At 43.0% G+C, this 26,551-nt stretch carries 19 protein-coding genes and 1 tRNA gene; 17 read left to right on the top strand and 3 right to left on the bottom strand.

Features of this window, described 5'->3' with window-relative positions; translation table 11 throughout:
* The first annotated feature begins 2 nt into the window (after nt 1–2).
* From BDD43_RS13150 to BDD43_RS13170, 5 genes are all read left to right on the top strand, one after another.
* Complete coding sequence (locus BDD43_RS13150; RefSeq protein ID WP_121198101.1) at nt 3–938, top strand: KpsF/GutQ family sugar-phosphate isomerase; 936 nt, start codon at nt 3–5, stop codon at nt 936–938.
* A gap of 131 nt (nt 939–1,069) precedes the next feature.
* Nucleotides 1,070–2,368 (top strand): nucleotide sugar dehydrogenase, encoded by a 1,299-nt coding sequence (locus tag BDD43_RS13155; protein WP_121198102.1) that lies wholly within the window; start codon nt 1,070–1,072, stop codon nt 2,366–2,368.
* A 514-nt stretch (nt 2,369–2,882) separates the two neighbouring features.
* Nucleotides 2,883–4,286 (top strand): undecaprenyl-phosphate glucose phosphotransferase, encoded by a 1,404-nt coding sequence (locus BDD43_RS13160; RefSeq protein WP_121198103.1) that lies wholly within the window; start codon nt 2,883–2,885, stop codon nt 4,284–4,286.
* A gap of 17 nt (nt 4,287–4,303) precedes the next feature.
* On the top strand, nt 4,304–5,131 hold the full coding sequence (locus BDD43_RS13165; RefSeq protein ID WP_121198104.1) for an ABC transporter substrate-binding protein: 828 nt from the start codon (nt 4,304–4,306) through the stop codon (nt 5,129–5,131).
* Between the two features lie 58 nt (nt 5,132–5,189).
* Nucleotides 5,190–5,271, top strand: a tRNA-Leu gene (locus BDD43_RS13170).
* Between the two features lie 120 nt (nt 5,272–5,391).
* Here BDD43_RS13170 and BDD43_RS13175 read toward each other — a convergent pair.
* A complete protein-coding gene (locus BDD43_RS13175; protein WP_121198105.1) occupies nt 5,392–6,024 on the bottom strand; it encodes a tetratricopeptide repeat protein in 633 nt (210 codons plus the stop codon).
* Between the two features lie 364 nt (nt 6,025–6,388).
* Between BDD43_RS13175 and BDD43_RS13180 the strand changes: the two genes are divergently transcribed.
* The 4 genes from BDD43_RS13180 (at nt 6,389) to BDD43_RS13195 (ending at nt 14,170) form a co-directional block, all read left to right on the top strand.
* A complete protein-coding gene (locus tag BDD43_RS13180) occupies nt 6,389–7,441 on the top strand; it encodes a helix-turn-helix domain-containing protein (RefSeq protein ID WP_121198106.1) in 1,053 nt (350 codons plus the stop codon).
* Between the two features lie 216 nt (nt 7,442–7,657).
* Complete coding sequence (locus BDD43_RS13185; RefSeq protein WP_121198107.1) at nt 7,658–12,772, top strand: MBG domain-containing protein; 5,115 nt, start codon at nt 7,658–7,660, stop codon at nt 12,770–12,772.
* A gap of 161 nt (nt 12,773–12,933) precedes the next feature.
* Nucleotides 12,934–13,842: a PorP/SprF family type IX secretion system membrane protein gene (locus BDD43_RS13190; protein WP_162847064.1), complete on the top strand. Its 909-nt coding sequence runs from the start codon at nt 12,934–12,936 to the stop codon at nt 13,840–13,842.
* 121 nt (nt 13,843–13,963) lie between these two features.
* Complete coding sequence (locus BDD43_RS13195; protein ID WP_121198109.1) at nt 13,964–14,170, top strand: hypothetical protein; 207 nt, start codon at nt 13,964–13,966, stop codon at nt 14,168–14,170.
* 220 nt (nt 14,171–14,390) lie between these two features.
* Here BDD43_RS13195 and efp read toward each other — a convergent pair whose 3' ends face one another.
* Nucleotides 14,391–14,951: an elongation factor P gene (efp, locus tag BDD43_RS13200; protein ID WP_121198110.1), complete on the bottom strand. Its 561-nt coding sequence runs from the start codon at nt 14,949–14,951 to the stop codon at nt 14,391–14,393.
* Between the two features lie 550 nt (nt 14,952–15,501).
* Here efp and BDD43_RS13205 point away from each other — a divergent pair.
* From BDD43_RS13205 to BDD43_RS13235, 8 genes are all read left to right on the top strand, one after another.
* On the top strand, nt 15,502–16,842 hold the full coding sequence (locus tag BDD43_RS13205; protein WP_121198111.1) for a sigma-54-dependent transcriptional regulator: 1,341 nt from the start codon (nt 15,502–15,504) through the stop codon (nt 16,840–16,842).
* A 118-nt stretch (nt 16,843–16,960) separates the two neighbouring features.
* Nucleotides 16,961–17,125: a hypothetical protein gene (locus BDD43_RS30040; RefSeq protein WP_162847065.1), complete on the top strand. Its 165-nt coding sequence runs from the start codon at nt 16,961–16,963 to the stop codon at nt 17,123–17,125.
* Nucleotides 17,126–17,130: 5 nt separating this feature from the next.
* Nucleotides 17,131–17,208: a K(+)-transporting ATPase subunit F gene (gene kdpF, locus BDD43_RS31070; protein ID WP_211339763.1), complete on the top strand. Its 78-nt coding sequence runs from the start codon at nt 17,131–17,133 to the stop codon at nt 17,206–17,208.
* A gap of 3 nt (nt 17,209–17,211) precedes the next feature.
* Nucleotides 17,212–18,927: a potassium-transporting ATPase subunit KdpA gene (gene kdpA / locus BDD43_RS13215; RefSeq protein WP_121198112.1), complete on the top strand. Its 1,716-nt coding sequence runs from the start codon at nt 17,212–17,214 to the stop codon at nt 18,925–18,927.
* A gap of 14 nt (nt 18,928–18,941) precedes the next feature.
* Nucleotides 18,942–20,972, top strand: a complete 2,031-nt coding sequence (gene kdpB, locus BDD43_RS13220) for a potassium-transporting ATPase subunit KdpB (RefSeq protein WP_121198113.1) — start codon at nt 18,942–18,944, stop codon at nt 20,970–20,972.
* 20 nt (nt 20,973–20,992) lie between these two features.
* A complete protein-coding gene (locus BDD43_RS13225) occupies nt 20,993–21,562 on the top strand; it encodes a K(+)-transporting ATPase subunit C (protein ID WP_121198114.1) in 570 nt (189 codons plus the stop codon).
* Between the two features lie 117 nt (nt 21,563–21,679).
* On the top strand, nt 21,680–22,801 hold the full coding sequence (locus BDD43_RS13230; protein ID WP_121198115.1) for a sensor protein KdpD: 1,122 nt from the start codon (nt 21,680–21,682) through the stop codon (nt 22,799–22,801).
* Between the two features lies 1 nt (nt 22,802).
* Nucleotides 22,803–24,503 carry a HAMP domain-containing sensor histidine kinase gene (locus tag BDD43_RS13235; RefSeq protein ID WP_121198116.1) on the top strand — a complete coding sequence of 567 codons (1,701 nt, stop codon included), beginning with the start codon at nt 22,803–22,805 and terminating at the stop codon, nt 24,501–24,503.
* Between the two features lie 177 nt (nt 24,504–24,680).
* Here the strand turns inward: BDD43_RS13235 and hscA are convergent, their stop codons facing one another.
* Nucleotides 24,681–26,537: a Fe-S protein assembly chaperone HscA gene (hscA, locus tag BDD43_RS13240; protein WP_121198117.1), complete on the bottom strand. Its 1,857-nt coding sequence runs from the start codon at nt 26,535–26,537 to the stop codon at nt 24,681–24,683.
* Between the last annotated feature and the right edge of the window lie 14 nt (nt 26,538–26,551).

Below are 26,551 nucleotides of genomic sequence, written 5' to 3' on the forward strand. Positions count from 1 at the left end.
GAATGAAAGATATTGCCAAAAGAGTTTTTAATGTTGAGATAGAATCGTTACAACATGTTGCCCAAAACATTGATGATAGTTTTACCGATGTTATTGAGGCTATACTGGCGGCCAAGGGCAAGCTTATTGTAACGGGCATAGGCAAATCGGGCTTAGTAGGTAAAAAAATATCGGCCACGTTATCAAGTACAGGTACGTCAAGTTTTTTTCTGCATCCTGGCGAGGCTTTTCATGGCGATTTGGGTATGATAGGTGTTGATGATATTGTTTTACTCATCTCATACTCGGGCGAAACGGATGAGCTTTTAAAAATAATACCCTACCTTAAATGGAACGGTAATGTGTTAATTGCCATAACGGGCGACTCAAATTCAACCATCGCAAAAAATTGCAGCCACCATTTAAACATCGCCATAAAAACCGAAGCCTGTCCTCTAAAGCTCGCACCAACATCGTCAACAACGGCAGCACTGGTAATGGGCGATGCTGTGGCTGTTGCCCTAATGGAAGTACGCGGCTTTAAACCTGCCGACTTTGCCCGTTTTCATCCGGGCGGAAGTTTGGGCCGCAAACTACTAACGCGCGTTAAAGATTTTATGCGGACAGATAATCTGCCCGTCATCAACGCCGGGGCGAGTTTTACCGAATTGGTATTAAAAATGTCGGAAGGTAGGTTGGGGATGGTCATCATTGGCCATCTGGATCATATAGAAGGTGTTGTAACCGACGGCGACCTTCGGCGTGCACTGGTTAATAACGCCGATACCTCGCAATTGCAAATAGCCAACATGATGACCCGGAAGCCCGTTATTGTTGACGGCGAAGAATATTTGAGCCAGGTTGAACTGCTAATGCGCGAAAAACGCATAACAACAGTTTTAATTGGCTCGGCGGCCCAACATTGCATAACAGGCGTTTATCAAATATATAATGCGTAGCGTTTATATTACCGATAATTAAAACCAAAAATGCCATGTAGTGTTTATGCTGTGCCCGTTAATGCTATAGTACTTTTAACAATTTAAATATATTTGCATACACCCATATTCAGGGTTACCCCGTCTATACAATGTTTAATACCCCCGAAAGAATAGAAATAGCTATAGTTGGCTTAGGTTATGTAGGGCTGCCATTGGCCGTTGAGTTTGCTACAAAATATAGCGTAATAGGTTTCGATTTAAAACAAAGCCGGGTTAACGATGTAAATAGCGGTTTTGATGGTACGCTGGAAATTGAAAGCAGTAAATTGAAATCGGTATTAAACCTTAACCATCCCGAAAAGGGTTTGCATTGCACAACAGATGCCGGTACTATTGCCCATTGCAATATTTACATTATTGTTGTACCCACCCCAACCGATAATCACAACAGGCCCGATTTAAGCATCATTATTAAAGCCACCGAAACCGTTGGCGGTATGCTAAAAAACGGCGACGTTGTAATTTACGAATCAACAGTTTTTCCGGGTTGCACCGAAGAAATTTGCGTTCCCATTTTACAAAAAATATCGGGGCTAACTTTTAACGTCGACTTTTTTGCAGGGTATTCGCCCGAGCGAATCAATCCCGGCGATAAGGTACACCACTTAACCAATATTTTAAAGGTAACTTCGGGTTCAACCCCTCAGGCTGCCAATTTTATTGACGGCCTTTACCAATCCATCATTACAGCCGGTACACATAAGGCGCCGAGTATTAAGGTTGCCGAAGCTTGCAAAGTAATTGAGAACTCGCAGCGCGACATTAATATAGCCTTTGTTAATGAGCTATCAAAAATATTTAACCTGATGGGGATTGATAGCCACGATGTGCTTGCAGCTGCCGGTACCAAATGGAATTTTTTGAACTTTAAACCAGGCCTTGTTGGTGGCCATTGCACCGGGGTAGACCCCTATTACCTGGCCCAAAAAGCACAGGAACTGGGCTACCACCCCGAGATTATTCTAGCTGGCCGCCGCTTAAACGATGGTATGGGCAAATACGTGGCCCTTGAGGTAATAAAGCTGATGATAAAAAACGATATAGCCGTAAAAAATGCGCGGATATTGGTTTTAGGCTTTACCTTTAAAGAAAACTGTACCGATGTACGCAACACCCGCGTTATTGATATTGTTAACGTGCTGCGCGATTTTGACGCGCATTACGAAGTTTACGACCCCTGGGCAAACCCAGATGAGGTAAAGCAGGAATACGGTATTGATACGATTGATAACATTGAGTTTAACAACCTGTACGACGCCATAATTTTGGCAGTGCCGCATTACCAATTTGCAAACTTAGAGTTTGACAAGTTAAAGAGGCAAAAGCATTCTGTACTCTACGACATTAAAGGCATGCTTGACATTAGTATTGTTGACGGCCGGTTATAAATATTAAATCAGTTTATTTTTTTTAATTTTGGCGATAAAAAAATAAATAAATTAATTTAAAATAACAAAGTTCGCTATTTAGTGAAATTTAATCGTCCGTCCTGGTATCCTAAAGGTGCCCCAATACCTGCAATAGCTGGAGCCAGGGCAATTTTAATGCTGTTTTTAATTATGGCTAGGCATTAAAATTAGCTTTAGTTTTATTTAAAAGCATGAAATAAATTTGTAGTTAAAAACTGCATTAAATGCCAAATTCAATACTTTTTTTGGGCAGTATAAATGAAAAATAATTGGCTAAAAGGCACGCTGATAGCCTTGTTTGCGTTAATACCAAAGCTGGAAATTAATTGCCATTTTTTAAAAAAGGGCATATTATAAATTCAATTATCATAATCAACTTATTTTTATTTTGAAAAATGCAAAAATAACATGTACATTAAATGAATTATTATGTTTGACGAATAGTAAATAAGTTCTAATTTAGTGGGATTAATAATATTGGGTTTTTAAATATATGGTTCACAGATACGCAACATTTTTTAAGGCAATAAACCTCACAGTTGATTATTTAGTGCTCAATGTATCAATGGTAGCTGCCTACCTAATACTTGACGATTCACTCATTGTTTGGATTAATAACAAAAACTACTTACCCGTGGTTTTGGTTTTTAATTTAATATGGCTGCTATCGGCCAATATTACGGGGCTCTATGAGCAGGTTTTAAATAAAGATTCTGTTAAAACCTACCGCAGTGTGTTTCAAACCTACCTGCTGTTTGTGTGCCTTATTTGTGTTACCATCCTCATTATTATAGGTACCAAGGCCTATTTTATAACGCGCGAATACCTGTTTTACTCCATCGTTTTATTTGGCACCATGCTTGCCTTTTGGAAGCTTATATTTTTAACCATACGGCGCAGCGATAGGGCTATGCTCAATGATTCGCGCAAGGTAGTTATAGTAGGGGCGGGGCGTGCCGGTAATGAGCTGCGTAACTATTTTAGAAATAACCCCTTCCGTGGATACGAGCTGCTTGGTTTTTTTGACGACGAAGTATCGCGAATTACCGAAAAAAATCTGTATCTCGGTAACACCACCACCTGTATGGATTACGTGCTTAATAACCAGGTTGACGAAATTTATTGCGCCCTGCCTTACTCCGAGCACGATATTATTGAACGCTTAATGATTGATGCCGATAAAAACCTCATCCGTTTTAAAATTGTGCCCGAGTATCACGAGTATATTAAAAAGCCAACCTATTTACAAAGCTTCGGTAATATCCCTATTATTTCCATCCGGCCCGAACCGCTCGAAAATATGCTTAACCGCGGCACCAAGCGCTTTTTTGATGTTTTATTTGCGTTGTTCATCATTATATTTGTTTTTAGCTGGTTGTTCCCAATACTGGCCATCATTATTAAATTAGAAACGCCCGGGCCTATATTTTTTGTTCAGCTACGCTCAGGCCGCGATAATAAGCCGTTTAACTGTTATAAGTTTAGGAGTATGCGTGTTAACTCCGATTCGGACAAGGTGCAAGCCACCCGGTCAGATTCGCGGATTACCAAAGTAGGTGCATTTTTGCGTAAAACCAGTTTAGATGAGTTGCCTCAGTTTTTTAACGTGCTGATAGGTAACATGTCAACCGTAGGGCCGCGCCCCCACATGATAAGCCATACCGAGCAATATTCGCAATTGATTGACAGGTTTATGGTGCGCCATTTTTTAAAACCCGGCATAACCGGTTGGGCGCAGGTAAACGGCCTGCGTGGCGAAACCAAAACAACCGATGCCATGCTTGAGCGCGTTGAAGCCGATGTATGGTACCTGGAAAACTGGTCGTTTATATTGGATATGAAAATCATCCTCCTAACCTTCTGGCTATCAGTAAAAGGCGATAAGCAAGCTTTTTAACAACGCATATACAAAATATGTCAGGGCGCACGTTTACCGATCAGCTTGGCCGCTCAATTACAGTAGGCCGCGAGGTAAACGGTATAATATCCCTGGTGCCATCCCAAACCGAACTGTTGTTTGATTTGGGCGTTGGTCATCAAATTACGGGCGTCACCAAATTTTGCATACACCCAAAGCTGCAAGTTAAAACGGTAACCAAAGTTGGTGGCACAAAAAACGTGGATGTTGATTTGGTTCGCAGTTTAAACCCCGCCCTGATAATTGCCAACAAAGAGGAGAATGAGCAAAACCAGATAGAAACCCTTGCCCGCGATTTCCCGGTTTGGATAAGCGATATTTACAGCCTGCCCCACGCCCTGCAAATGATAACCGTAATAGGTGCTATGGTTGATAAAAAAAGCATGAGCCTGCAAATGATACAACAAATAGATGCTGGCTTTAAAAAGCTCCCGCAGGCCATAGCGCCACTAAAAGTTGCCTATCTTATATGGCAAAACCCCTACATGGTTGCTGCAAAAAATACTTTTATTGATGATATGCTGCATCGCTGCGGCTTAACAAATGCTTTCGATAATGAGAGGTACCCGCAGGTATCCGCACAGCAATTGCAACAAAGCCGGCCCGATGTTGTGATGCTTTCATCCGAGCCCTATCCGTTTAAACAAAAGCATTTGCAGGCCATAAAGCAAATATGCCCGCAAAGTAAAGTGATATTGGTTAACGGCGAAATGTTTTCGTGGTATGGCAGCCGCCTGTTAAAAGCTATAGCTTACTTTGAGCAATTAATTGAACAGTTAAATAATAGCTTGATTTTAAAGCCATTGCATAATAATTTAAATTAAGGTTTTAATTATTGGTATTTTAAGTTACCTTTGCAATCCTTTAAAAAACCAACAAAACGCGGAAGTGGCGTAATTGGTAGCCGCACCAGACTTAGGATCTGGCGCCGCGAGGCGTGGGGGTTCGAGTCCCTTCTTCCGCACTGAATGAGAAAACCCTCTTTAAATCATTTAAAGAGGGTTTTGCTTTTTAGATCATTTTGTAAAGTGCGTCTAACGTGTAATAAAGCCACTTTTTGGTGTTCGAGTCCCGTGTGTATATCTCAACTTTTTCGTACCAGTTTGTCTAACCAACTATCGCGATCTTTTACAATTCCAAGGTATTTGTGATATCTGAGCCCAGATGTTTCTTTACTTGCATTTTGCTCTGCCAATGTTTCAAATTTTGCCGCCTTTTCTATGTTATGATTATAATTATTGATAATTGACAGAATTGAATATCCTTTATACTTTTCAATAGGAAACAAGGTACCTGGGATTTTATCCATAAGGATATTTTCGACGGTATCATAAAGATTAACCTTCTCTTGTTTTATTACTAATTCAGAAAAATAGATATAAGCTTGTGTTCGTACTTGCGGATATATTATCTCGAAATCAATAGCTTCTTTGTAACACTCAATTGCCCTATCGTTATCATTTCTAAGTTGGTAGATATTACCTAATCCGACTAACGCTCCTGGTCGATTAAATTTATCATCAGGGTACTCAGAAAATAATTTATGAATCAAAGATTCGGCAACATCGAGTAGTTTTTCATTTTTGGTTTCAATCAATTCTATTGCTTGTATTTTTAAATATTGGGCACGTCCATCTTTACGTGCACGTCCAAGCTTTGTAAAGAAATATTCTTCGTCAACCTTCGACCAACTTTTTTGTCTGAACCAATCTGCCATTTTATAAATTTATGTAAACATTGGAGAATAGAAAATGGAAACTTAGTTAATCGTTTACATGTGAAATTATTTCTTTGATTATCAGTAAAATATCTTCAAGGTGTTCTATTAGAGTCCCTTCTTCCGCACATACCCCCTGTACGTAACAATACAGGGGGGGGTACGTTAAGGGACACTAAGCGTATGGGTGAATGCACAAAAACTTCAATCAAACCCAACCACCATTCCTAACAGCTTATTAACTAAGGTGCGTTGGCCCTACACAGTATCGTTATTATTTTATACTCATAAAATAATAACCGTATCTTAACAGAGATTTATAGCTTCGGCTTTCCTCATTTTAAATAAACCTTAAATACCATCCTTGTATAAACTTCGAATCAACCGCTGGCTTATCCGGTTCAAAAAAAATATTTTTACTTATCGCAACGGCTATTTTGATCTGCCTTATATTTCAAATAGCCCTGCCATTATGGTTGAGTCGTTTAAACACACGCCCTTTACCAAATATCTTCCCGAAAGGAAAGAGATCCATACTGCTAATATTTTTACCCAGGGCGTGATGCGCTATTGCGAACTCGAAGTAGGCTTGTGGATAATTATCACGGAAATGGAATTTAAAAAGAATGTATCAACACACGCCTTGTTTGATAAAGAGCCTACCGATTACCATTTCCTTTCGCATTTTATTTACAATTCCCCGGTACGCGGAATAGGCATAAACGGAATAGCCATACCTACGCACGGCTGGGGTTTTAGCAAACCCGGCACCGAAATTAAAGCCTATTTTAATAAAGGCGACCAGGGGGTTTTTACCAACTTTGCTTTTAGTACTAATTGGTTTGAGCGTAACATACCTATGCACAAACAGGGTGACCTGCACAATTTTATGAGTTTTTTAGAATCCAAAGAAACTTATAAAACCTGGGATAATATAGTACCCGGAGCTGATACCCTTATCGACCAAATATTGGAGATTCTCAAAAATCAAAACCACGGGCATAGCGGTATCATCCAGGTAAAACTGCTTTGCCTGCAACTCATCTCACAGTTTTTCACAAGCATCGCTACAGCCCACATTCAACCACTCGTTAAGCTTCATGAGCAGGATAGCGGTTTAGTTGCGCGCGCCGAGAAGGCATTAGTTGACAGTTTATTATCGGGTTTTCCGGGCGTTGTCGAACTGGCTGCCGTTTTGCATACTTCTCCAACAAAACTCCAATTGCTGTTTAAGGCTATATATGGTAATTCAATGTACCAATACTATCAGGAAAAGCAAATGGTGCTGGCCTTGCAAATGTTAAAGGCCGAGCCAAAAAGCACCAAGGATATTGCCTCGATCTTTGGCTATAAAAATCCAAGCAAATTTTCGGTAGCATTTAAAAAATACCATCATTTCTTACCCTCGCAGGTGTAATTCATCTGTAGCTTTTATTTAAAAGCACAATTTGGTTTTTTTGGGCTTATATTAAGTTTTTTCGGGACTTTTTATTATTTTTTTTGGACTTAGCTTTACCGCATTGTTTTTTTGGTATTTATCATCTATTACGCTAAAAAAATAATAATAATGCCGGGTATACATAAAGTAACCCTCAGGCATAAAAAAAAACCTTTATTAATTTAAACTAGTAATATGACCCGAAATTTTACTTATGCTATCGGCAAAAGGCTGTTTTTGTTTTGCTTAATTCTGTTTTCATTTCCCGTAATTAAAGCCAGTGCGCAAACTTGGTTAACAAAAGCCAGTATGGCTACAGCACGTGGCCAACATGCCGCGGTGGCTGCAAATAATAAAATTTATGTTTGGGGAGGTTTTACAGGTAATGGCGGCGAATTTAACAGCCTTGAAATTTATGATGTTACCGCCAACAGTTGGAGTGCTGGAGCCGACTACCCCACTAACACTCGGGGACAGGCGTCTGCTCTTGGTGACAACAATACAATTTATAGTATAAGTGGATATAGTAGCGGGGTTGTAAGCGGGAGTTACAAATACACTCCTTCTACAAATACGTGGTCGGTTTTAGCCTCGATACCATCGCCAGTTTGGGAAGCCGGGGCTGCCGCTGCGCCCAACGGAAAGATTTATGTTTTTGGGGGTGAAGGTGCATTAACCAGTACTCAAATATACGATCCGGCAACCAATACTTGGAGCTTAGGGGCCGATCTTCCAGTAACTTGTCAAGGTCATGGAGCCGTATTGGATGCAAATGGCCTATTTCATATTATTGGGGGCTCGGACGGGAACTCTGCTGTAAATACGCATTTGGTTTATAACCCGGTTACCAATACCTGGACAACGGCTGCTGTGCTTCCAATCGGCATAAATCAGGCTGGCGTAACTTTAGGGTCTGATGGTAATATTTACGTTGTTGGAGGAAAGCTAAGCCATTATAATAACAATGGAGCATTTTACAATAGTGTTTACGTTTATCATCCAACTACAAATACCTGGACCACCGGAGTAAACCTGCCTGTAAGCCGCGGTGAAACGCGTGCCGTAACAGTTGGTTCTTCCATATTTTCAATTGGCGGTACTGATGGAACCTACCAAAATACCATATACAGCTTTAACCTTGCGCCGGGAAATGCCCTTGCTTTGGATGGTAATGGCTACACTGAGCATGGTACGGCAATAAACAATTTGTTTAACGGCACTAACAAGCTTACCCTCGAAATGTGGGTGAAGCGTGCCGGCGATATGTCTTATAGTAATATTATAGGAAATTATGGTTCCAGCGGCATCGCTAACAGCCAGTATATGATCAGGATTGAGAATAATGTACCTCACTTTTGGGTATTTACAGGCGCAGGTGGCCAAGGTGCTATCACTACAGATGCCCTGCCACTAAATACATGGGTACATTTAGCTTGTACCTGGGACGGTGCAACAATGAACATGTATTACAACGGTGTTTTACAAGGTACAAGCGCATTAACCGGGAGTTTTGGGCCAAGTAACGACCCGTACCGTATTGGCGCTTCCTATTTAAGCCAGGGTAAATTAATAGGAAGCTTAGATGAAGTTAGAGTTTTTAACACGGTGAGAAGCCCGGCAAATATACAGGCCGACATGCTGGTTCCGATTGACCCGGCTACAACCGGTTTGCAGGCCTATTTTAATTACGATCAGGGCGTACCCGGGGGCAACAATACAGGTATTACCACATTAACCGATTTAACTGCCAACCATTATGATGGTGCCTTTAGTGGTGTAACGTTAACCGGAAACACCAGCAATTTTGTGGAAAGTTATGCTATGGTGGTGCCAACGGCTACCGCGGCCACCAGCCTTAGCTCAAGCGGCTTTACCACCAACTGGACAACGCCCGTTACCGGAGTAGTTGATAATGGTTATTTTTTAGATGTTTCTACCAATGCAACATTTACTGCCCCGGTTTCGGGCTCCCCTTTTGCATTAAGCGCCAACTCAAAATCTGTTAGCGGTTTAAGCCCGAATACAACCTATTATTTCAGGGCCCGGGCCGATAAGGTTTCGGTAACGGGTACCGGTGCATTGTCTAATACTATAACTGTAACAACACTTTATCCTACGCCAACTACCCAGGCAACTAATGTAACCTTTACAAATACTACGTCAACATCAACCACCGCCAGTTGGACAAATGGTAACGGTACAAGCCGAGCCGTATTTATAGCAGCAGCCACAACAGGCAGCCCCGCTCCGGTTGATTTAACAGCTTATACAGCAAATGCCAATTATGCATCGGGTACTCAAATTGGTACGAGCGGTTGGTACTGCGTATATAATGGCACAGGTACAACAGTAAATATTACAGGCCTTACCACCGGAACTACTTACCGCGTAATGGCGGTTGAGTATAATGGGGTAGCCAGCAATGTGGCTTATTTAATTACAACAGGCACAGGTAACCCAGCTAACTTATCAGTTATACAAACCACAGGTGCTTTATCAGCCCTAACTACAACATATAGTACAGCATCTGCATCAAGCTTTTTCAATGTATCAGGTTCCGACCTGAAAGCAGGTGTTTTAGTAACACCGCCCGCCGGGTTTGAGGTAAGCTCCGATAATACAACATTTACCAATACCGTTACCATAGGTGCAGCCGGTACCTTAGCTTCAACGCCGGTTTACATCAGGCTAAAAGCTACCGATGCAGTTGGAAGCTATTCGGGCGATGTTGTTTTAACAAGCACGGGCGCCGCTCCGATTAATGTAGCAACGGTTTTAAGCAACATGAATAAAGCACCGTTGACCATTAAGGGCGATAATCAAACAAAAATTTACGGCGCCGCCAATCCAACGTTATCGGTAACGTACAATGGCTTTGTGAATGGAGAAACGAGTGCGAATTTAACCACTCAGCCCACTATTAGCACCACCGCATCTTTAAACTCGGCTGTGGGCAGCTATCCAATCACGGCCACAGGCGCAGCAAGTTCCAACTACAGCATTAGCTATACTGCCGGAACCTTAACCATAGGCAAAGCAGCCTTGTTCATCACTGCTGATAATCAAAGCAAAACCTACGGCTCGGTTAACCCAACATTCACAGCATCATACAGCGGCTTTGTTGGAACGGATAACGCAGCAAGTTTAACTACCGCACCTACGCTTACTACAGCAGCAGTAACAAGCAGCCCGGTAGCAACTTACCCGATCACGGCAAGTGGAGCAGTTTCACCAAACTATACGATAACTTATACTGCCGGAACCTTAACCATAGGCAAAGCAGCCTTGTTTATCGCTGCTGATAATCAAAGCAAAACCTACGGCTCGGTTAACCCAACATTCACAGCATCGTACAGCGGCTTTGTTGGAACGGATAATGCAGCAAGCTTAACGACTGCACCTACGCTTACTACAGCAGCAGTAACAAGCAGCCCGGTAGCAACTTACCCGATCACAGCTTCGGGAGCGGCATCATCAAACTACACGATCACTTATACTGCCGGAACATTAACCATAGGCAAAGCAGCCTTGTTCATCACTGCTGATAATCAAAGCAAAACCTACGGCTTGGTTAACCCAACATTCACGGCATCGTACAGCGGCTTTGTTGGGACGGATAACGCAGCAAGCTTAACGACTGCACCTACGCTTACTACAGCAGCAGTAACAGGCAGCCCGGTAGCAACTTACCCGATCACAGCAAGCGGAGCAGTTTCATCAAACTACACCATAACTTATATAGCTGGTAGCCTAACCATTACCCCGGCAGGCCTAACCATCACAGCAAGCAACGCTACCAAAACCTACGGCGCAGTTCTTCCAACCTTGGCAGTAACCTACAGCGGCTTTGTAAACGGCGAAACGAGCGGTGTATTAACCACGCAGCCAGCGATCACGACCACAGGAACGGCAGCTTCATCGGTAGGCACTTATCCTATTACAGCTACAGGCGCGGTAGCTTCTAACTATACCATTACGTATACAGCAGGCACGCTAACAGTAACCCCGGCAGGCCTTAATATCACGGCGGTAAACCAAACCAAGACCTACGGCGCAGCCAACCCAACCTTAACAGCCACGTATAGCGGCTTTGTGAACGGCGATACCAACAGCAGCCTGACCACCCAACCAACCATCACGACTACGGCAGTAACAGGCAGCCAGGTTAATACGTACCCCATTACCGCTACAGGCGCAGCAAGCTCCAACTATACCATCAGCTATACCACAGGCACGCTAACGGTAACCAAAGCAGGGCTTAACATCACGGCGGTTAACCAAACCAAAGTATACGGCGCAGCCAACCCAACGCTGGCAGTAACCTATAGCGGTTTTGTGAATAGCGACGACGCAACGAAACTCACCACCCAGCCAACCATTGCCACCACAGCAACAGCAAGTTCGGCAGTAGGCACATATCCCATCACAGCTACAGGCGCAGCCAGTGCAAACTATAGCATCAGCTATACAGCAGCCACGCTAACGGTAACGCAGGCACCCTTGGTGATTACGGCCAATAACATCAGCAGGAACTACGGTCAGCCAAACCCAACACTAACGGTAACGTATACCGGCCTGGTGAATGGCGATACCAATAACAGCCTAAGCACCCAGCCAACAATCACCACTACAGCCACCATCACCTCGTTGCCCGGTACTTACCCTATTACGGCAAGCGGCGCAGTAGGCCCCAACTATAGCATCAGCTATGTAGCAGGTACGTTCAGGGTAATCCCGTTAACGAATGCCAACCTGAGTAACCTCACGATCAGCAACGGCATCCTGTCGCCAACATTTGCAACAGGCACGTTTAGCTATACCACATCGGTAGCCAACAGCGTAAGCAATGTAACAGTGATCCCGACGGCCGACCCAACGGCCACGGTTCTGGTGAACGGCCTGCCTGCAACCAACGGCGGACCCTTTGCAGTTGACCTGAGCGTAGGCAATAACACCATCACAGTACTGGTAACCGCACAGGACGGAACAACGAAACTGACCTATACCATAACACTGTACAGAGCAGTACCACCAGATGCGGTATTTGCAACCAACATCCTGACCCCTAACGGAGACGGCAAGAACGATAACTGGATCATTAAAGACATATTGCTGTACCCTAACAATACCGTAAAAGTATTTGACAGAGCAGGCCGTATCGTGTTTGCTCAGCATAGCTATGCCAATACCTGGGATGGTACCCTGAGCGGCTCACCGTTAACCGAAGGTACGTACTACTATGCGATAGACCTGGGCATCTTTGGAGCACAACCGATCAAAGGATACATCAGCATCCTGAGGAAGAGATAATTCGGAAGATAGAATCAGGAAGCCATAAGATAGAATCAGGAAGCCAGAATCAGGAATCAAGAGAGAAAAAAAAAGGCAAGTGCCGGATAACGGTCCCAAAGGATGGGATAAAGAAAGACATATCAAATTATTAACTATTAATAATGAAAGCATACAAGATAATGAGATCACAAAATATAAAAGCACTGCACCTGGTAATAGGCGTACTGTGCATGCTTGGAGCAACACAGGGAGCCAAGGCACAGTTAACAGGCTTCCATTCGGGGTATTTCCAGAATGAGTACCTCACAAACCCTGCAATGGCAGGGATGGAAAAAGGCTTGAACCTGAACCTGGGCTACCAGCAACAGTGGAACACGGTACCCGGCGGCCCCAAGCTGCAGAATGCCACGGTAGACTTTGGCGCGGGCAACAACGTAGGGCTTGGTATTAACCTGAATGCCGACCAGGCAGGCTTACTATCCAGAACACGTGTGATGGGTACATTTGCCTACCATTTGCCCATTAGCGGCGATGGTGATAAGCTGAACTTCGGCTTATCCTTAGGCATCACGAGCAACCATCTGGACTATAGCAAAATAGTAGGCGATGCCAGCGACATCCAGGCAGCCAACTATAACAACAGAGGCGCATATGTAGACGGCGACTTCGGCCTATCATACACCAACAAGGCACTCACCCTGCAAGGCTCATTACCAAACCTGAAGAGCATCTTCTCACAGGCCGACGGCGAAGATTTAGAAATAGACCGGGCAACGTTTTTCACGGCAGCAAGTTACAAAATCACGTTCGACAACCCGTACAACAAACTGATTGTAGAACCCAAGGTAGCCTATAGGGGCGTTAAAGGTTTCGACAATATTTTTGATGGCGGAGTAGACCTTTTGATGCCAACCAACCACTTCGACATCTCCACAGTATACCACACCAACAAAACCATCACCTTCGGTGCCGGGCTTGACCTGCCTACGATGGGCCTGCTATTTGCCTACACCAACAACACAGGTGCGGTGAGTGCCTATGCACCCAACACCTTTGAACTGGGTATTAAATTTAAATTGTTTAAATAGTAAAAAGCAGACGAGGTATAGGAAAATATAGAAGTTCTAAAATCATAGACCATAGCTCTTCTATCCGCACCGAAAACAATATTTAAAAAGCGAACACAAAGTATTGTTTCATTCCGGCGCAATGTTACGCTTTAAACATGGTTTTACCTTTATTGGCCGCATGGCTTTCGAAACCAATGGTAGGTTTGGCGTAACGCCTGTATTTAATAAGGTGCTTAAAAAAGGGAAAGATGCCAATCTTTTTGTATCTGTTCGGTTCCCGTTTAGGTTTGGTAACGATCAGCAAACGGCTGTAGGTACCGGTTTACAGTTAGGTGTTTCTTTTTAAATGAAACACGTACAGATAGCAGAGCTTTAAAGCTGTTATCTGTACGTGTCTTCTACGCAAAATATTAAGCAATTCGCCACCCAAAATATTTATATTTTGTGATGGCGAATTGCTTTTTCAGTAGTATATTTTACGAGGTATTTTGGTAAATAATTGCAGCTTATCTATATCCCGCCCGTACATATCCCTTTGTGAACGGATATACGTTCTCTAACGGTGCTTATTTAACACGCTCAATATAATCGCCGGTGCGGGTGTCTACTTTTATTTTATCGCCCTGGTTTACAAAAAGCGGCACTTTAATTTCCACGCCATTTTCGGTAGTTGCAGTTTTAAGTGCTCCCGAAGATGTATCGCCTTTAACGGCTGGTTCGGCATAGGTAATTTCCAGTTCAACAAAGTTGGGTGTTTGCGCCATAATGGGCTCTTCGCTTTCAAAAGAAACAATAACGTTCATGCCCTCTTTCAAAAATTTTACCGCCGGGCCAAATAATGTTTTCGGGATGTTATGTTGGTCGAAGGTGGTATTATCCATAATAACCATAAAATCGCCATCTTCATACAGGTATTGAAAATCGTTAGTTTCAACACGGCAAATTTCAACCTGTTCGTCGGTAGCTAAACGCGCCTCCACAATTTTTCCGGTTTTAATGTTACGAAACTTATCTAAATAAAAAGCTCCGCCTTTTCCTGGTGTGCGATGCAATACTTCAGTTACAGTTACCAGTTCGCCGTTGAAGCGTAGAATATTACCTACTTTAATTTCGGATGCTTTTGCCATGAAAATATAATTGTAAAATTTAGCCCCAAAGATAGATTAACTTATCACAAACCATGGTAATAATGTGGTTGGTGGCTTTTTTTTATCTTTCTGATAATCAAAATGATATGTTATGCCTTATTAGAGCTTGCACTTATCAATAAAGACCGCTAACCTTCGGGCAGGCATTTTTCGGTTTCGCTAACCAATTTATTTTGCCGCAAATTAAGCAAGCGCAACTATTTAAAAAATTGATGCAGTTTAATATCTTACCTTCGCTATACCATAAAAGCAGCCAGTTATTTAGGAGTGCTATGTAGCTTGGCTGTTTAAAGATATAACACACACAAGAACACAAAATAAAATTGCTTCGCACTTTTTATTTTGTGAAAAAGCAATACTATTTTTAATGCATATGGTTAAACTAGCATACGCCATTTTGAAAAAGAACCTTTTAAATTGGTATTGTTTTTAAACTTGCCAATTTTAAAATACAACTGTATATATGCTGTTGCGTATAAAACATAAGGTGGCATAACTTTAGCAGTAAATTAAAAAAAAAATCCCAAAAATGCAATCAACCGTATTGATTATAGATGACGAAAAAAAATTAAGTGCCCTTTTGGCCCGCATTATTGAGCTGGAAGGATACAAGGTTTTTCAGGCCAACACCGGTAAAGAAGGTTTAAAGGTATTGATGCACGAAGAGATTAATGTAGTGATAAGCGATGTTAAGCTGCCCGATATTAACGGCGTAGAACTAGTTAAACAAATTAAAGAAAAAAAGCCTTACGTAGAAGTAATTAACCTAACGGCCTTCGGCACCATTCAGGATGGGGTACTATCTATCAAAAACGGCGCCTTTGATTACATAACCAAAGGCGACGATAACGATAAAATATTGCCTATGCTAAGCAAGGCAATGGAAAAAGCCTTGTTACAAATACAGGTTTTTCAGCTTAAAAACAAAATAGGCAATAACCACACTTTCGATTCTATCATAGGCCATTCAAAGGCCATCAACGCCGCTATCGAACTTTCAAAAAAAGTATCCGTTACCGATACCACCGTTTTATTGCTTGGGGAAACCGGCACCGGGAAAGAAGTTTTTGCGCAGGCCATACATTACAATAGTGCGCGCAAAACGCAAAATTTTGTTGCCGTTAACTGTAGTGCCTTTGGTAAAGATTTGCTGGAGAGCGAATTATTTGGCCATAAAGCAGGCGCATTTACAGGTGCCGTAAAAGATAAAAAAGGTTTGTTTGAAGAAGCCGACGGGGGCACATTGTTTTTAGATGAAATTGGCGAAATGAATATTGACCTGCAAGCCAAAATATTGCGGGTAATTGAGCGTGGCGAGTTTATTAAAGTGGGCGATACTAAAACGCTTAAAATTAATGTACGCATTATTGCAGCAACCAACCGCAGGCTTGACGACGAAATTGCTAAAGGCAATTTTAGGGAAGATTTGTTTTACCGCTTATCGGTTTTCCAAATAGTTTTGCCATCGCTTAACGAGCGTAAAGATGATATACCTTTACTTGCCAAACACTATTTAAAAGAATACACCCGCAAAATTGGACAAAAAATTACCGGGATGGACCCCGAGTTTTTAAGCCGTTTAGAAAAACATAAGTGGAAGGGCAACATCCGCGAACTAAAAAACATTATCGAACGCTCTGTTATTATATGCAGCACCCCAACCCTCACCGCCGATGTGCTGCCTATTGATTTTTATGGCGATATGGACGCGGCGGCATCATCATACACTTTGGCAGCTATCGAAAAAAATCACATCAACAAAATATTGCATTTTGCAAAGGGCAATAAAACCGAAGCCGCCCGTTTGCTTGATATTGGTTTAACAACTCTTTACCGCAAAATAGACGAATATCATTTAAACAAAGAATAAACAACAATATTTACCCCATGCCATAGCTATATGGTAAAACCCTACCAATTTGGAAGGGTTTTTTTGTGTGCAATAACATTATTTAATGTGATATTGGTTATATGTATATGATTTTCAGATGTTTAAGTTAGTTGTGGTTATTGTTGGCACATCTTTGGCAAACAGCACATCAAAACAAAAATTAAACTTTATGGACACGATACTCACCATTGCCTACGTAGTCATCTTCGTAGCCTTTTTTTGGCTCTTTTTTAAATCCGTTAACTATTTCGAAAACATTTAATCATCATGCTTGCACTATTCATTGTTGCAGTAGCCGTTTTTATTTACATGATATACGTACTGCTTAACCCCGAAAAATTTTAAACTATGAACACCGAATTAACCGGAGTAATAATCATGTATTTGGTTACTATTCTATTAGCCATCCCATTGGGTAAATACATAGCCAAAGTATTTAATGGCGATAAAACCTGGCTCAATTTTATGGCCCCTTTAGAGCGGCTTATTTTTAAAATAAGCGGTATTAATACCGAAAAGGAAATGAATTGGAAACAACACCTCAAAGCGTTGCTTACCATTAATGTACTTTGGTTGTTTTATGCTTTTTTTTGCTTAATGTTTCAGGCTCATTTGCCGCTTAACCCCGATGCAAATCCAAATCAAACGCCCGATTTGGCCTTTAACACCGCCATCAGCTTTATAACCAACACCAACCTGCAAGATTATTCGGGCGAGAGTGGTGCTACATATTACACACAATTATTTGTGTTTACGTTTTTACACTTTGTAAGCGCGGCAACAGGTATAGCCGCCATGATGGTTGTTTTTAAAGCCATGAAAGATAAGGTTACCGATAAACTTGGTAACTTTTGGGACTTTTTTATCAAATCAATAACCCGCTTATTGTTGCCTATAAGTATTGTTGTAGCAGTAATATTAGCCTTTAACGGTACACCTACAAGTTACGCAGGTAAACAAACACTAATAACTTTACAAGGCGATACCGCCCATGTATCGCGCGGCCCTGCAGCCGGTATGATAGCCATTAAACAGGTAGGCACCAACGGTGGCGGCTGGTTTGGCGCAAACTCTGCCCACCCGCTCGAAAATCCTAATTATTTAACCAACATGGTTGAAAACATTAGCATCATACTTATACCTATAGCATTGGTTTTTGCATTAGGTTTTTATTTAAACCGCAAAAAACTATCGTGGGTAATTTATGGTGTGATGACGGCCGGCTTCCTAATTATGCTCATCCCATCAATTAACGCCGAAGTTAGCGGCAGCCCTGCCCTTGCACATATGGGCATAAGCCAACCCGGCGGCGCAATGGAGGGTAAAGAAACCCGCTTTGGCCCGGCAGCATCTGCTTATTGGGGTATATGTACAACGGTAACATCAAATGGTTCGGTAAACGCCATGCACGATAGCATGATGCCAATATCCGGCATGAGCCAAATGTTTGATATGATGATTAATGCCTTTTATGGTGGCGTGGGCGTAGGTTATTTAAACTTCTACATCTTTATCATCATCGCTGTGTTTATTTCGGGCTTAATGGTAGGCCGCACGCCCGAGTTTATGGGGCGCAAAATTGAGGCCCGCGAAATGAAGATAGCTTCGCTGATAGCTTTATTGCACCCCTTTTTAATATTGGTTGGCACAGCCGCAGCATCATATGCGCTGGTACATTTCCCTAATATTGATTGGGCCGAAAAACCGTCGGCATGGTTGGCTAACCCAAGCTTTCACGGCTTTTCCGAAATGCTTTACCAATTTACTTCAAGCTCGGCCAACAACGGTTCTGGCTACGAAGGTTTAGGCGATAACTCCATTTTTTGGAACGTAGGTGCAGGCATAGTGATGTTTATCGGCAGGTTTTTACCAATTATAGGCCCGGTTGCCATTGCAGGTTTGCTGGCTAATAAAAAATTCATACCACAATCTGCCGGTACTTTAAAAAGCGATAGTGTAACGTTTGGCATCATGATATTTGCGGTAATATTTATTGTTGCTGCGCTATCATTCTTCCCTGCGCTTGCACTTGGTCCAATTGCCGAACACGTTTCTATCAAATAATTACAACTAAGAAAATGAAATCAACTCAAAATACTTTGTTTCAGGGCGATCAGGTAAGGGAGGCTTTAAAGCAATCCGTTATCAAACTTGATCCCCGCATATTGGTGCGCAACCCCGTAATGTTTACGGTTGAAATTGGCACCGTGGTAATGCTTGTAGTAACCGCATATTCGGTTGCAAACAAGGGTCAGGGCGGTTTTGGCTATAACCTGGCTGTGTTTATAGTTTTATTACTCACCGTATTGTTTGCCAACTTTGCCGAAGCCATTGCCGAGGCCCGTGGTAAAGCACAAGCCGAAAGCTTACGCAAAACCCGCGAAGAAACACCTGCCCGCTTACTGGTAAACGGTAAGGAAGAAAAGGTAATGTCGAGCCAGTTAAAAAAAGGTGATGTGTTTATTTGCGAAACAGGCGATAATATACCAACCGACGGCGAAATTATTGAAGGTATAGCCACAATTGATGAATCGGCCATTACCGGCGAATCTGCCCCGGTAATCCGCGAGTCTGGCGGTGATAAATCATCAGTTACCGGTGGTACCAAAGTATTATCCGACAGGATAAAAGTAATGGTAACCACCCAACCTGGCGAAAGCTTTTTAGATAAAATGATAGCCCTGGTTGAAGGTGCATCGCGCCAAAAAACACCTAACGAAATTGCCCTTACCATTTTACTGGCTGGCTTTACGCTGATATTTGTTATTGTATGCGTTACGCTGCAACCCTTTGCCGAATATGCTAACACCCCGATTACCATAGCGGCTTTTATTTCCCTGTTTGTTTGTTTGATACCTACCACTATCGGTGGCCTTTTATCGGCCATCGGTATTGCAGGTATGGATAGGGCGTTGCGTGCCAACGTAATCACAAAATCGGGCAAGGCGGTTGAAACTGCCGGCGATTTAGATACCCTGTTGCTTGATAAAACCGGCACCATAACCATAGGTAACCGTAAAGCCACAAACTTTTACCCTGCCCATGGGGTTGATGAGGTTGCTTTTACAAGGGCCTGCATATTAAGCTCCCTGGCCGACGAAACTCCCGAAGGTAAATCAATTGTTGAACTGGCCGAGCAATCAAAAAACATGCTTTCGGTTAAGGCTCCAAAAGATTCGGTATTTATTAAGTTTACTGCCGAAACCCGCTCAAGCGGTTTAGATACGCCCGATGGTTTGCGCATCCGTAAAGGCGCCTTTGATTCTATCCGTAACATCGCCGAAAAGGCCGGTAACGTGTTCCCTTCCGAAACTGCCGATCAGGTTCGCGCCATATCGTCTAAAGGTGGTACACCACTGGTAGTATCAGAAAACGAACAGATTTTGGGTGTGATTGAATTGCAGGATATTATTAAACCCGGCATTGCCGAACGTTTTGAGCGCCTGCGCAAAATGGGTGTTAAAACCGTAATGGTAACTGGTGATAACCCGCTTACTGCCAAGTTTATTGCCGAAAAGGCCGGTGTTGACGATTTTATTGCCGAAGCCAAGCCCGAAGATAAAATGAATTACATTAAACGCGAGCAACAAGGCGGCAAGCTGGTAGCCATGATGGGCGACGGTACAAACGATGCCCCTGCACTGGCACAGGCCGATGTTGGTGTGGCCATGAACAGCGGTACACAAGCCGCCAAAGAAGCCGGTAACATGGTTGACTTGGACAACGACCCTACTAAACTGATTGAGATTGTTGAAATAGGAAAACAATTGCTCATGACCCGCGGAACGCTTACCACGTTTTCGATAGCTAACGATGTGGCTAAGTATTTTGCCATAGTGCCGGCCTTGTTTATGGTATCAATACCTGCCTTAAAGGCTTTAAATATTATGGGTTTGCACAGCCCGCAATCGGCCATACTGTCGGCAGTAATATTTAACGCCATTATAATACCTTTACTTATACCATTAGCCTTAAAGGGTGTTGAGTATAAGCCTATTGGTGCAAGCGCATTGTTGCGTCGCAACCTGTTTATTTATGGTTTTGGCGGGGTAATTATACCATTTATAGGTATCAAATTGATTGACCTTGCCGTAACCCTATTTATTTAAGAATTTAATTTTAATTAATCATGAAAGCATATTTTTTGCCATCCCTTAAAATCACTATCATACTTATAGTATTGATGGGAGGCGTGTACCCTTTATTAATTTCGCTGGTTGGTAAACTAACCCCCGGCGGTGGCGATGGCCAAACCATTACAGTAAACGGTAAAGTAGTAGGCTACGCTAATGTTGGCCAAAAGTTTACTAAAGACGAGTACTTTTGGTCGCGCCCGTCAGCGGTTGATTACCATGCCGATGGTTCTGCCGGCTCAAACAAGGGCCCAAACAATCCCGATTATTTAAAGGATGTTGAGGGTCGTATCCAAAACTTTTTAAAACATAACCCAGGCGTAACCCGCAGCCAAATCCCATCAGAAATGGTTACAGCATCGGGCAGCGGTCTTGATCCGGATATATCGCCAGATGGTGCCAAGGTACAGGCTGCCCGTATAGCTAAAGTGCGCAACCTGCCTGTTGCGGGTGTTTTGGCACTGGTTAACCAGCATGTTGAGCAACCCTGGTTAGGCATATTTGGCCCATCAAAAGTAAACGTGCTGAAATTGAACGTTGCGCTGGATGCAATGGCTAAAAAGTAAAAAATGTCCTTTTGAGTGGTAGTGAGAAATCTTTTGCGAGCGACAAGTCTACAGTACAGACCCCATCTCACGCAAAAGATTTCTCCTTTAGGTTGAAATGAGTGATCTGATATAAAAATGGAAAAAGAAGAATCGGTGCAACACTTTCTCGAATTGATTAAAAGATCACGCCGGGGAAAGTTTAAAATATACATTGGTATGAGCGCCGGGGTAGGCAAAACCTACCGCATGCTGCTTGAGGCCCAGGCCCTGCTGCGTAGCGGTATCGACGTGAAAATAGGTTACGTTGAAACCCATAAACGGCTTGAAACCGAGGCCCAACTAACAGGCTTGCCAATTATACCGCGCCGCAAATTGTTTTACAAAGGCAAAGAGCTGGAAGAAATGGATTTAAAGTCCATTATTAGTACCCATCCGGATGTTGTTGTGGTTGACGAGCTGGCACACACCAACATTGAAGGCAGCCCTAACGAAAAACGCTGGCAGGATGTTGTTGAAATTTTAAACGCCGGTATTAATGTAATAAGCGCAGTAAACATTCAGCATATTGAAAGTTTGAACGAGGAGGTGGAGAAGATAACCGGCGTTACAATAAACGAACGCATACCCGACAGTATTTTGCAACTGGCAGACGAGGTGGTTAATATTGACCTTACCGCCGACGAACTGATAGACCGCCTTAAAGCCGGAAAAATATACGACGAGCGAAAAATACCAACCGCGCTAAATAACTTTTTCCAGGCCGAGCGCATTTTACAACTGCGCGAACTGGCCCTTAAAGAAGTGGCCCACCAGGTTGAGCGTAAAATTGATATTGAGGTACCTAAAAATATAAAGCTGCGGCCCGAGTTATTGATGGCCTGCATTAGCACCAATGAAGAAACGGCTAAAGTTATCATCCGTAAAACGGCGCGGCTGGCATCATACTACCGCTCAAAATGGTATGTGCTGTACGTGCAAACTGATGGCGAAAGCAGCGATAAAATTAACCTGGCATCGCAAAGGCACCTTATCAATAATTTTAAACTGGCAACCCAGTTAGGCGGCGAGTTGCTGAAGGTTAAAAGCAATAATATTGCTAAAACAATTTGGCAAGCCGCCGAAGAACATGGTGTTACCACCATTTGCCTTGGCAAACCACAGTTTAAATTTTACCAGCTTATTTTAAAAACGGCTGTATTTACCCAATTATTAAACAAAATGTCGAAAACCCATATCGATATTGTAATACTATCATAACATGAGCATTAAAAATAAACTTCGCGCCGGTATAAGCTTTCTGTTTTTACTGGCCCTGCTATGTTCGGGCCTTGCAGCTTACTATCTGCAACAGTTATCAAACGATTCTAAAGCTATTTTAAAAGATAATTACAACACCCTCAATTACCTTAAAAATATAAGCAGTGAGTTAGATGCACCTTTAACCCCGGCAAGTTTAAAAGTAATAAGCACCAACCTAACGGCCCAGGAGCACAACATAACCGAGCCCGGCGAAAAACAGCTAACCAGCTCGTTGCGAAGTTTATATAACAGCTATCAGCTTTCGGCCAACAACCCGGTGCAAGCCGCACAACTCGCCGTTAAGATGCGTAACACTATCAACACCATCATGACCATTAATATGGACGCCATTAGGCTCAAAGATGCCAAAGCTAGTGATACAGCCAAGCACGCCTTAATTATAATTGCCCTTATCGGTTCGTTTTGCTTTTTAATCAGCTTTAGCTTTATGGTTAATTTTCCGGGGTATATAGCTACGCCAATCCGCGAGTTAACGCAAAGCATATTGCAAATAGCAAACAAAAACTATAGCAAACGCCTGGTTTTTAACTCGAAAGACGAGTATGGCGAGCTTGCCGATGCCTTTAACCAAATGGCCAAAAAACTAAGCGAATATGAAACCAGCAACCTAGCTAACGTGCTTTTTGAAAAAAGGCGCATAGAAACCATTATCAACTCCATGCACGATGCCCTGATAGGGGTTGACGATAAGCAAACCATTATTTTTGCCAACGATGTAGCCTGCAACTTAATTGGCCTCCCTAAAGATAAACTGATTAACGAGTTTGCCCCGCACATAGCCGAAGAAAACGATTTGCTGCGCAATATACTGGTAACCGATAACCGCAAAATGAAAATATTTGCCGACGGCCAGGAGAGCTATTTTACCAAAGAAGTGCTTGATGTTACCAATGATGCCCGCTTTATTGGCAAGGTTATTATTTTGAAAAACATTACCGAGTTTCAGCAATTGGATGAGGCAAAAACCAACTTTATAGCCACCATATCGCACGAACTTAAAACGCCTATATCATCAATAAAAATGAGCTTAAAACTGCTGGAAGATGATAGGGTAGGGCAGGTGAATACCGAGCAGCGATCGTTGTTAGAAAACATTGAGGACGATACCCGCCGCCTGCTGCATATTACCGGAGAATTATTGGACATGGGCCAGCTTGAAACCGGTAAAATACAACTTAACTTTGGCAGCACACACCCGCAAAACATTGTTGACTATGCCGTTAAGGCCGTTAAGTTTATTGCCGACCAGCGCCACGTTACCATTAAAGTTAAATGCGATGCAACGTTGCCAAACGTGCGGGCCGACTTGGATAAATCAACCTGGGTGCTAATAAACCTGCTCTCCAACGCCATAAAATACAGCCGCGAAAATGCCGAGGTTGACCTAACTGTTGAAAAACATAAAAAAGACAGCATTTACTTTTCGGTAACAGACCATGGGCAGGGTATTGAACACAAATACCTTTCGCGCATTTTCGACAGGTACTTTAAAATACCAGGTGCCACAACCGAGCAAACCGGTACCGGCCTTGGCCTTGCTATAGCAAAAGATTTTATTGAGGCCCAGGCCGGCAAAATAAGCGTTGAAAGCGAAATGGGCGAAGGAAGCAAATTTTGCTTTTGGCTACCCATTGGCTAAACCACAACAATCTGCTTTTTGTATGGCCGGGTTGATGTAGGTTAAAAATGAGGGAAAACTACGTCATTAATAACTAAGCGATCTCCGCGTAGCGCAAACCGGCTTGCAGAATAGCCCTATGTGGAGATTGCTTAGTTCCTTATAATTGACGCGGTTGTGAAGTTTGGTCTACTGTTTTTACTCCAAACTTTTACCGCGCATGGCGGTGCCAATAGCCTGGTCCATCAGGCGTTCGGCAAAGGGGCGGGTAAACTCGTTCAGCTCGTCTATAGCTTTGTGTATAATGTCTTTATCGCCGGTGGTTAGGCTTTCCTTTAGGGTGTTGAGCAGTTTGGTGGTGTCGGTAATTTCGCTAACGGTTAGCCAGCTTGTGTTTTTTTCTATAAAGTTTTTTACGGTGTAAACCATTTGTTCGCCTTCGGTGCGGGCCTCAATTAACATGCGCTGGGCCACGTCGTCTTTGGCGTGAGTTATGCTGTCCATTAGCATTTGTTCAACCAAATCGTCGGTAATGCCGTAGGCGGGTTTAACTTCAACCTCTTGTTTTACACCGCTGCGCAGCTCAATAGCCTGTATCTTTAAAATGCCATCGGCGTTAAGCAAAAAGTTAATATCCACTTTGGGGAAACCGGCAGGCATAGATGGGATACCCTTCAGGTCAAACTCGGCCAGTTTACGGTTCTCTTTAATTAAATCGCGCTCGCCCTGGTAAACGGCAATTTTCATGTTCACCTGCCCATCTATTGATGTGGTGTACTGCCTGCCAGCCTTGGTTGGTATTTTGGTGTTGCGCGGAATAATTACATCCATTAAACCACCCATTGTTTCAATACCTAACGATAGCGGGGTAACATCCAGCAACAAAATATCGCTCCGGTTGCCGGCCAAAACATCGGCCTGTATGGCGGCACCAAGGGCAACCACCTCGTCGGGGTTAACCTCGTCGTGCAGTTTGCGGCCAAAAAATTCCGAAACCATTTTTTTAACCAGCGCCGTGCGCGTGCTGCCGCCAACCATCACCACCTCGTCAATTTGGTTAATGCTAAGGTTAGCATCGGCCAGGGCGCTTTTGCAACTGTTAATGGTTAGTACAACCTTGGGCAAAATAAGTGCCTCAAAGGTTTGCTTATCAATGGTGCACCAAATATCGCCCACCTTTTGGTTAAAAATACTTTGATGGCTGAAAGATATTTTAGCCTCTTCGGCCTTGAGCCTTAATTCCTGTAAAAGTTCGCGGTTGGCTAACAAAGCGGCACGGTCAAGCTTGTTTTGTTCAATCCAGTAATCTAAAATGGCGCGGTCAAAATCGTCGCCGCCTAAAAAGGTATCGCCGTTGGTGGCCAGCACCTCAAAAATACCGTTCTGTATTTGCAGTATCGAAACATCAAAGGTGCCGCCGCCCAAATCGTAAACTGCAATAGTTTTAGTTTCGGATGGGTCGAGCCCGATGCCGTAGGCTAAACTTGCCGCCGTAGGTTCGTTAACAATCCGCAGCACATCAAGGCCGGCAAGCTTACCGGCATCGCGTGTGGCCTGCCGTTGCGAATCGTTAAAATAAGCCGGCACGGTAACTACAGCGCGGTTAACGGGCGTTTTAAGCGCGTGTTCGGCACGCTCTTTCAGTTCCTTTAATATCAGGCCAGAAAGCTCGATGGGCGTATAAAATTTATCGCCGACTTTAATTTTTACAAGGCTCTCGCTGTTATCGTCAATTACTTTGTAGCTAAAAAAATCTTTATGTTTTTCAATATCATGGTACGAGCGGCCCAGCAGGCGCTTAACCGAGAATATGGTATTTTGCGGATCGGTTAGTAAAAAGTTTTTGGCTTCGTTGCCAACGCTAATTTCCCCGGCAGGGCCAAAGTGGACAATAGATGGCACCAAAACGCCCTTGCCCATATCGTTTATAACCTTGGGTTGCTTATCAGGATCAATAAAAGCCACCAGCGAATTGGTGGTGCCCAAGTCGATACCAACAATGATCTCTTCTTTTTGCAGTGAGCCTGTTGCCAGGTTGATAGAAATTTTAGCCATAACTAATTAACAAG

This window comes from Mucilaginibacter gracilis, assembly GCF_003633615.1.
GTDB lineage: Bacteria > Bacteroidota > Bacteroidia > Sphingobacteriales > Sphingobacteriaceae > Mucilaginibacter > Mucilaginibacter gracilis.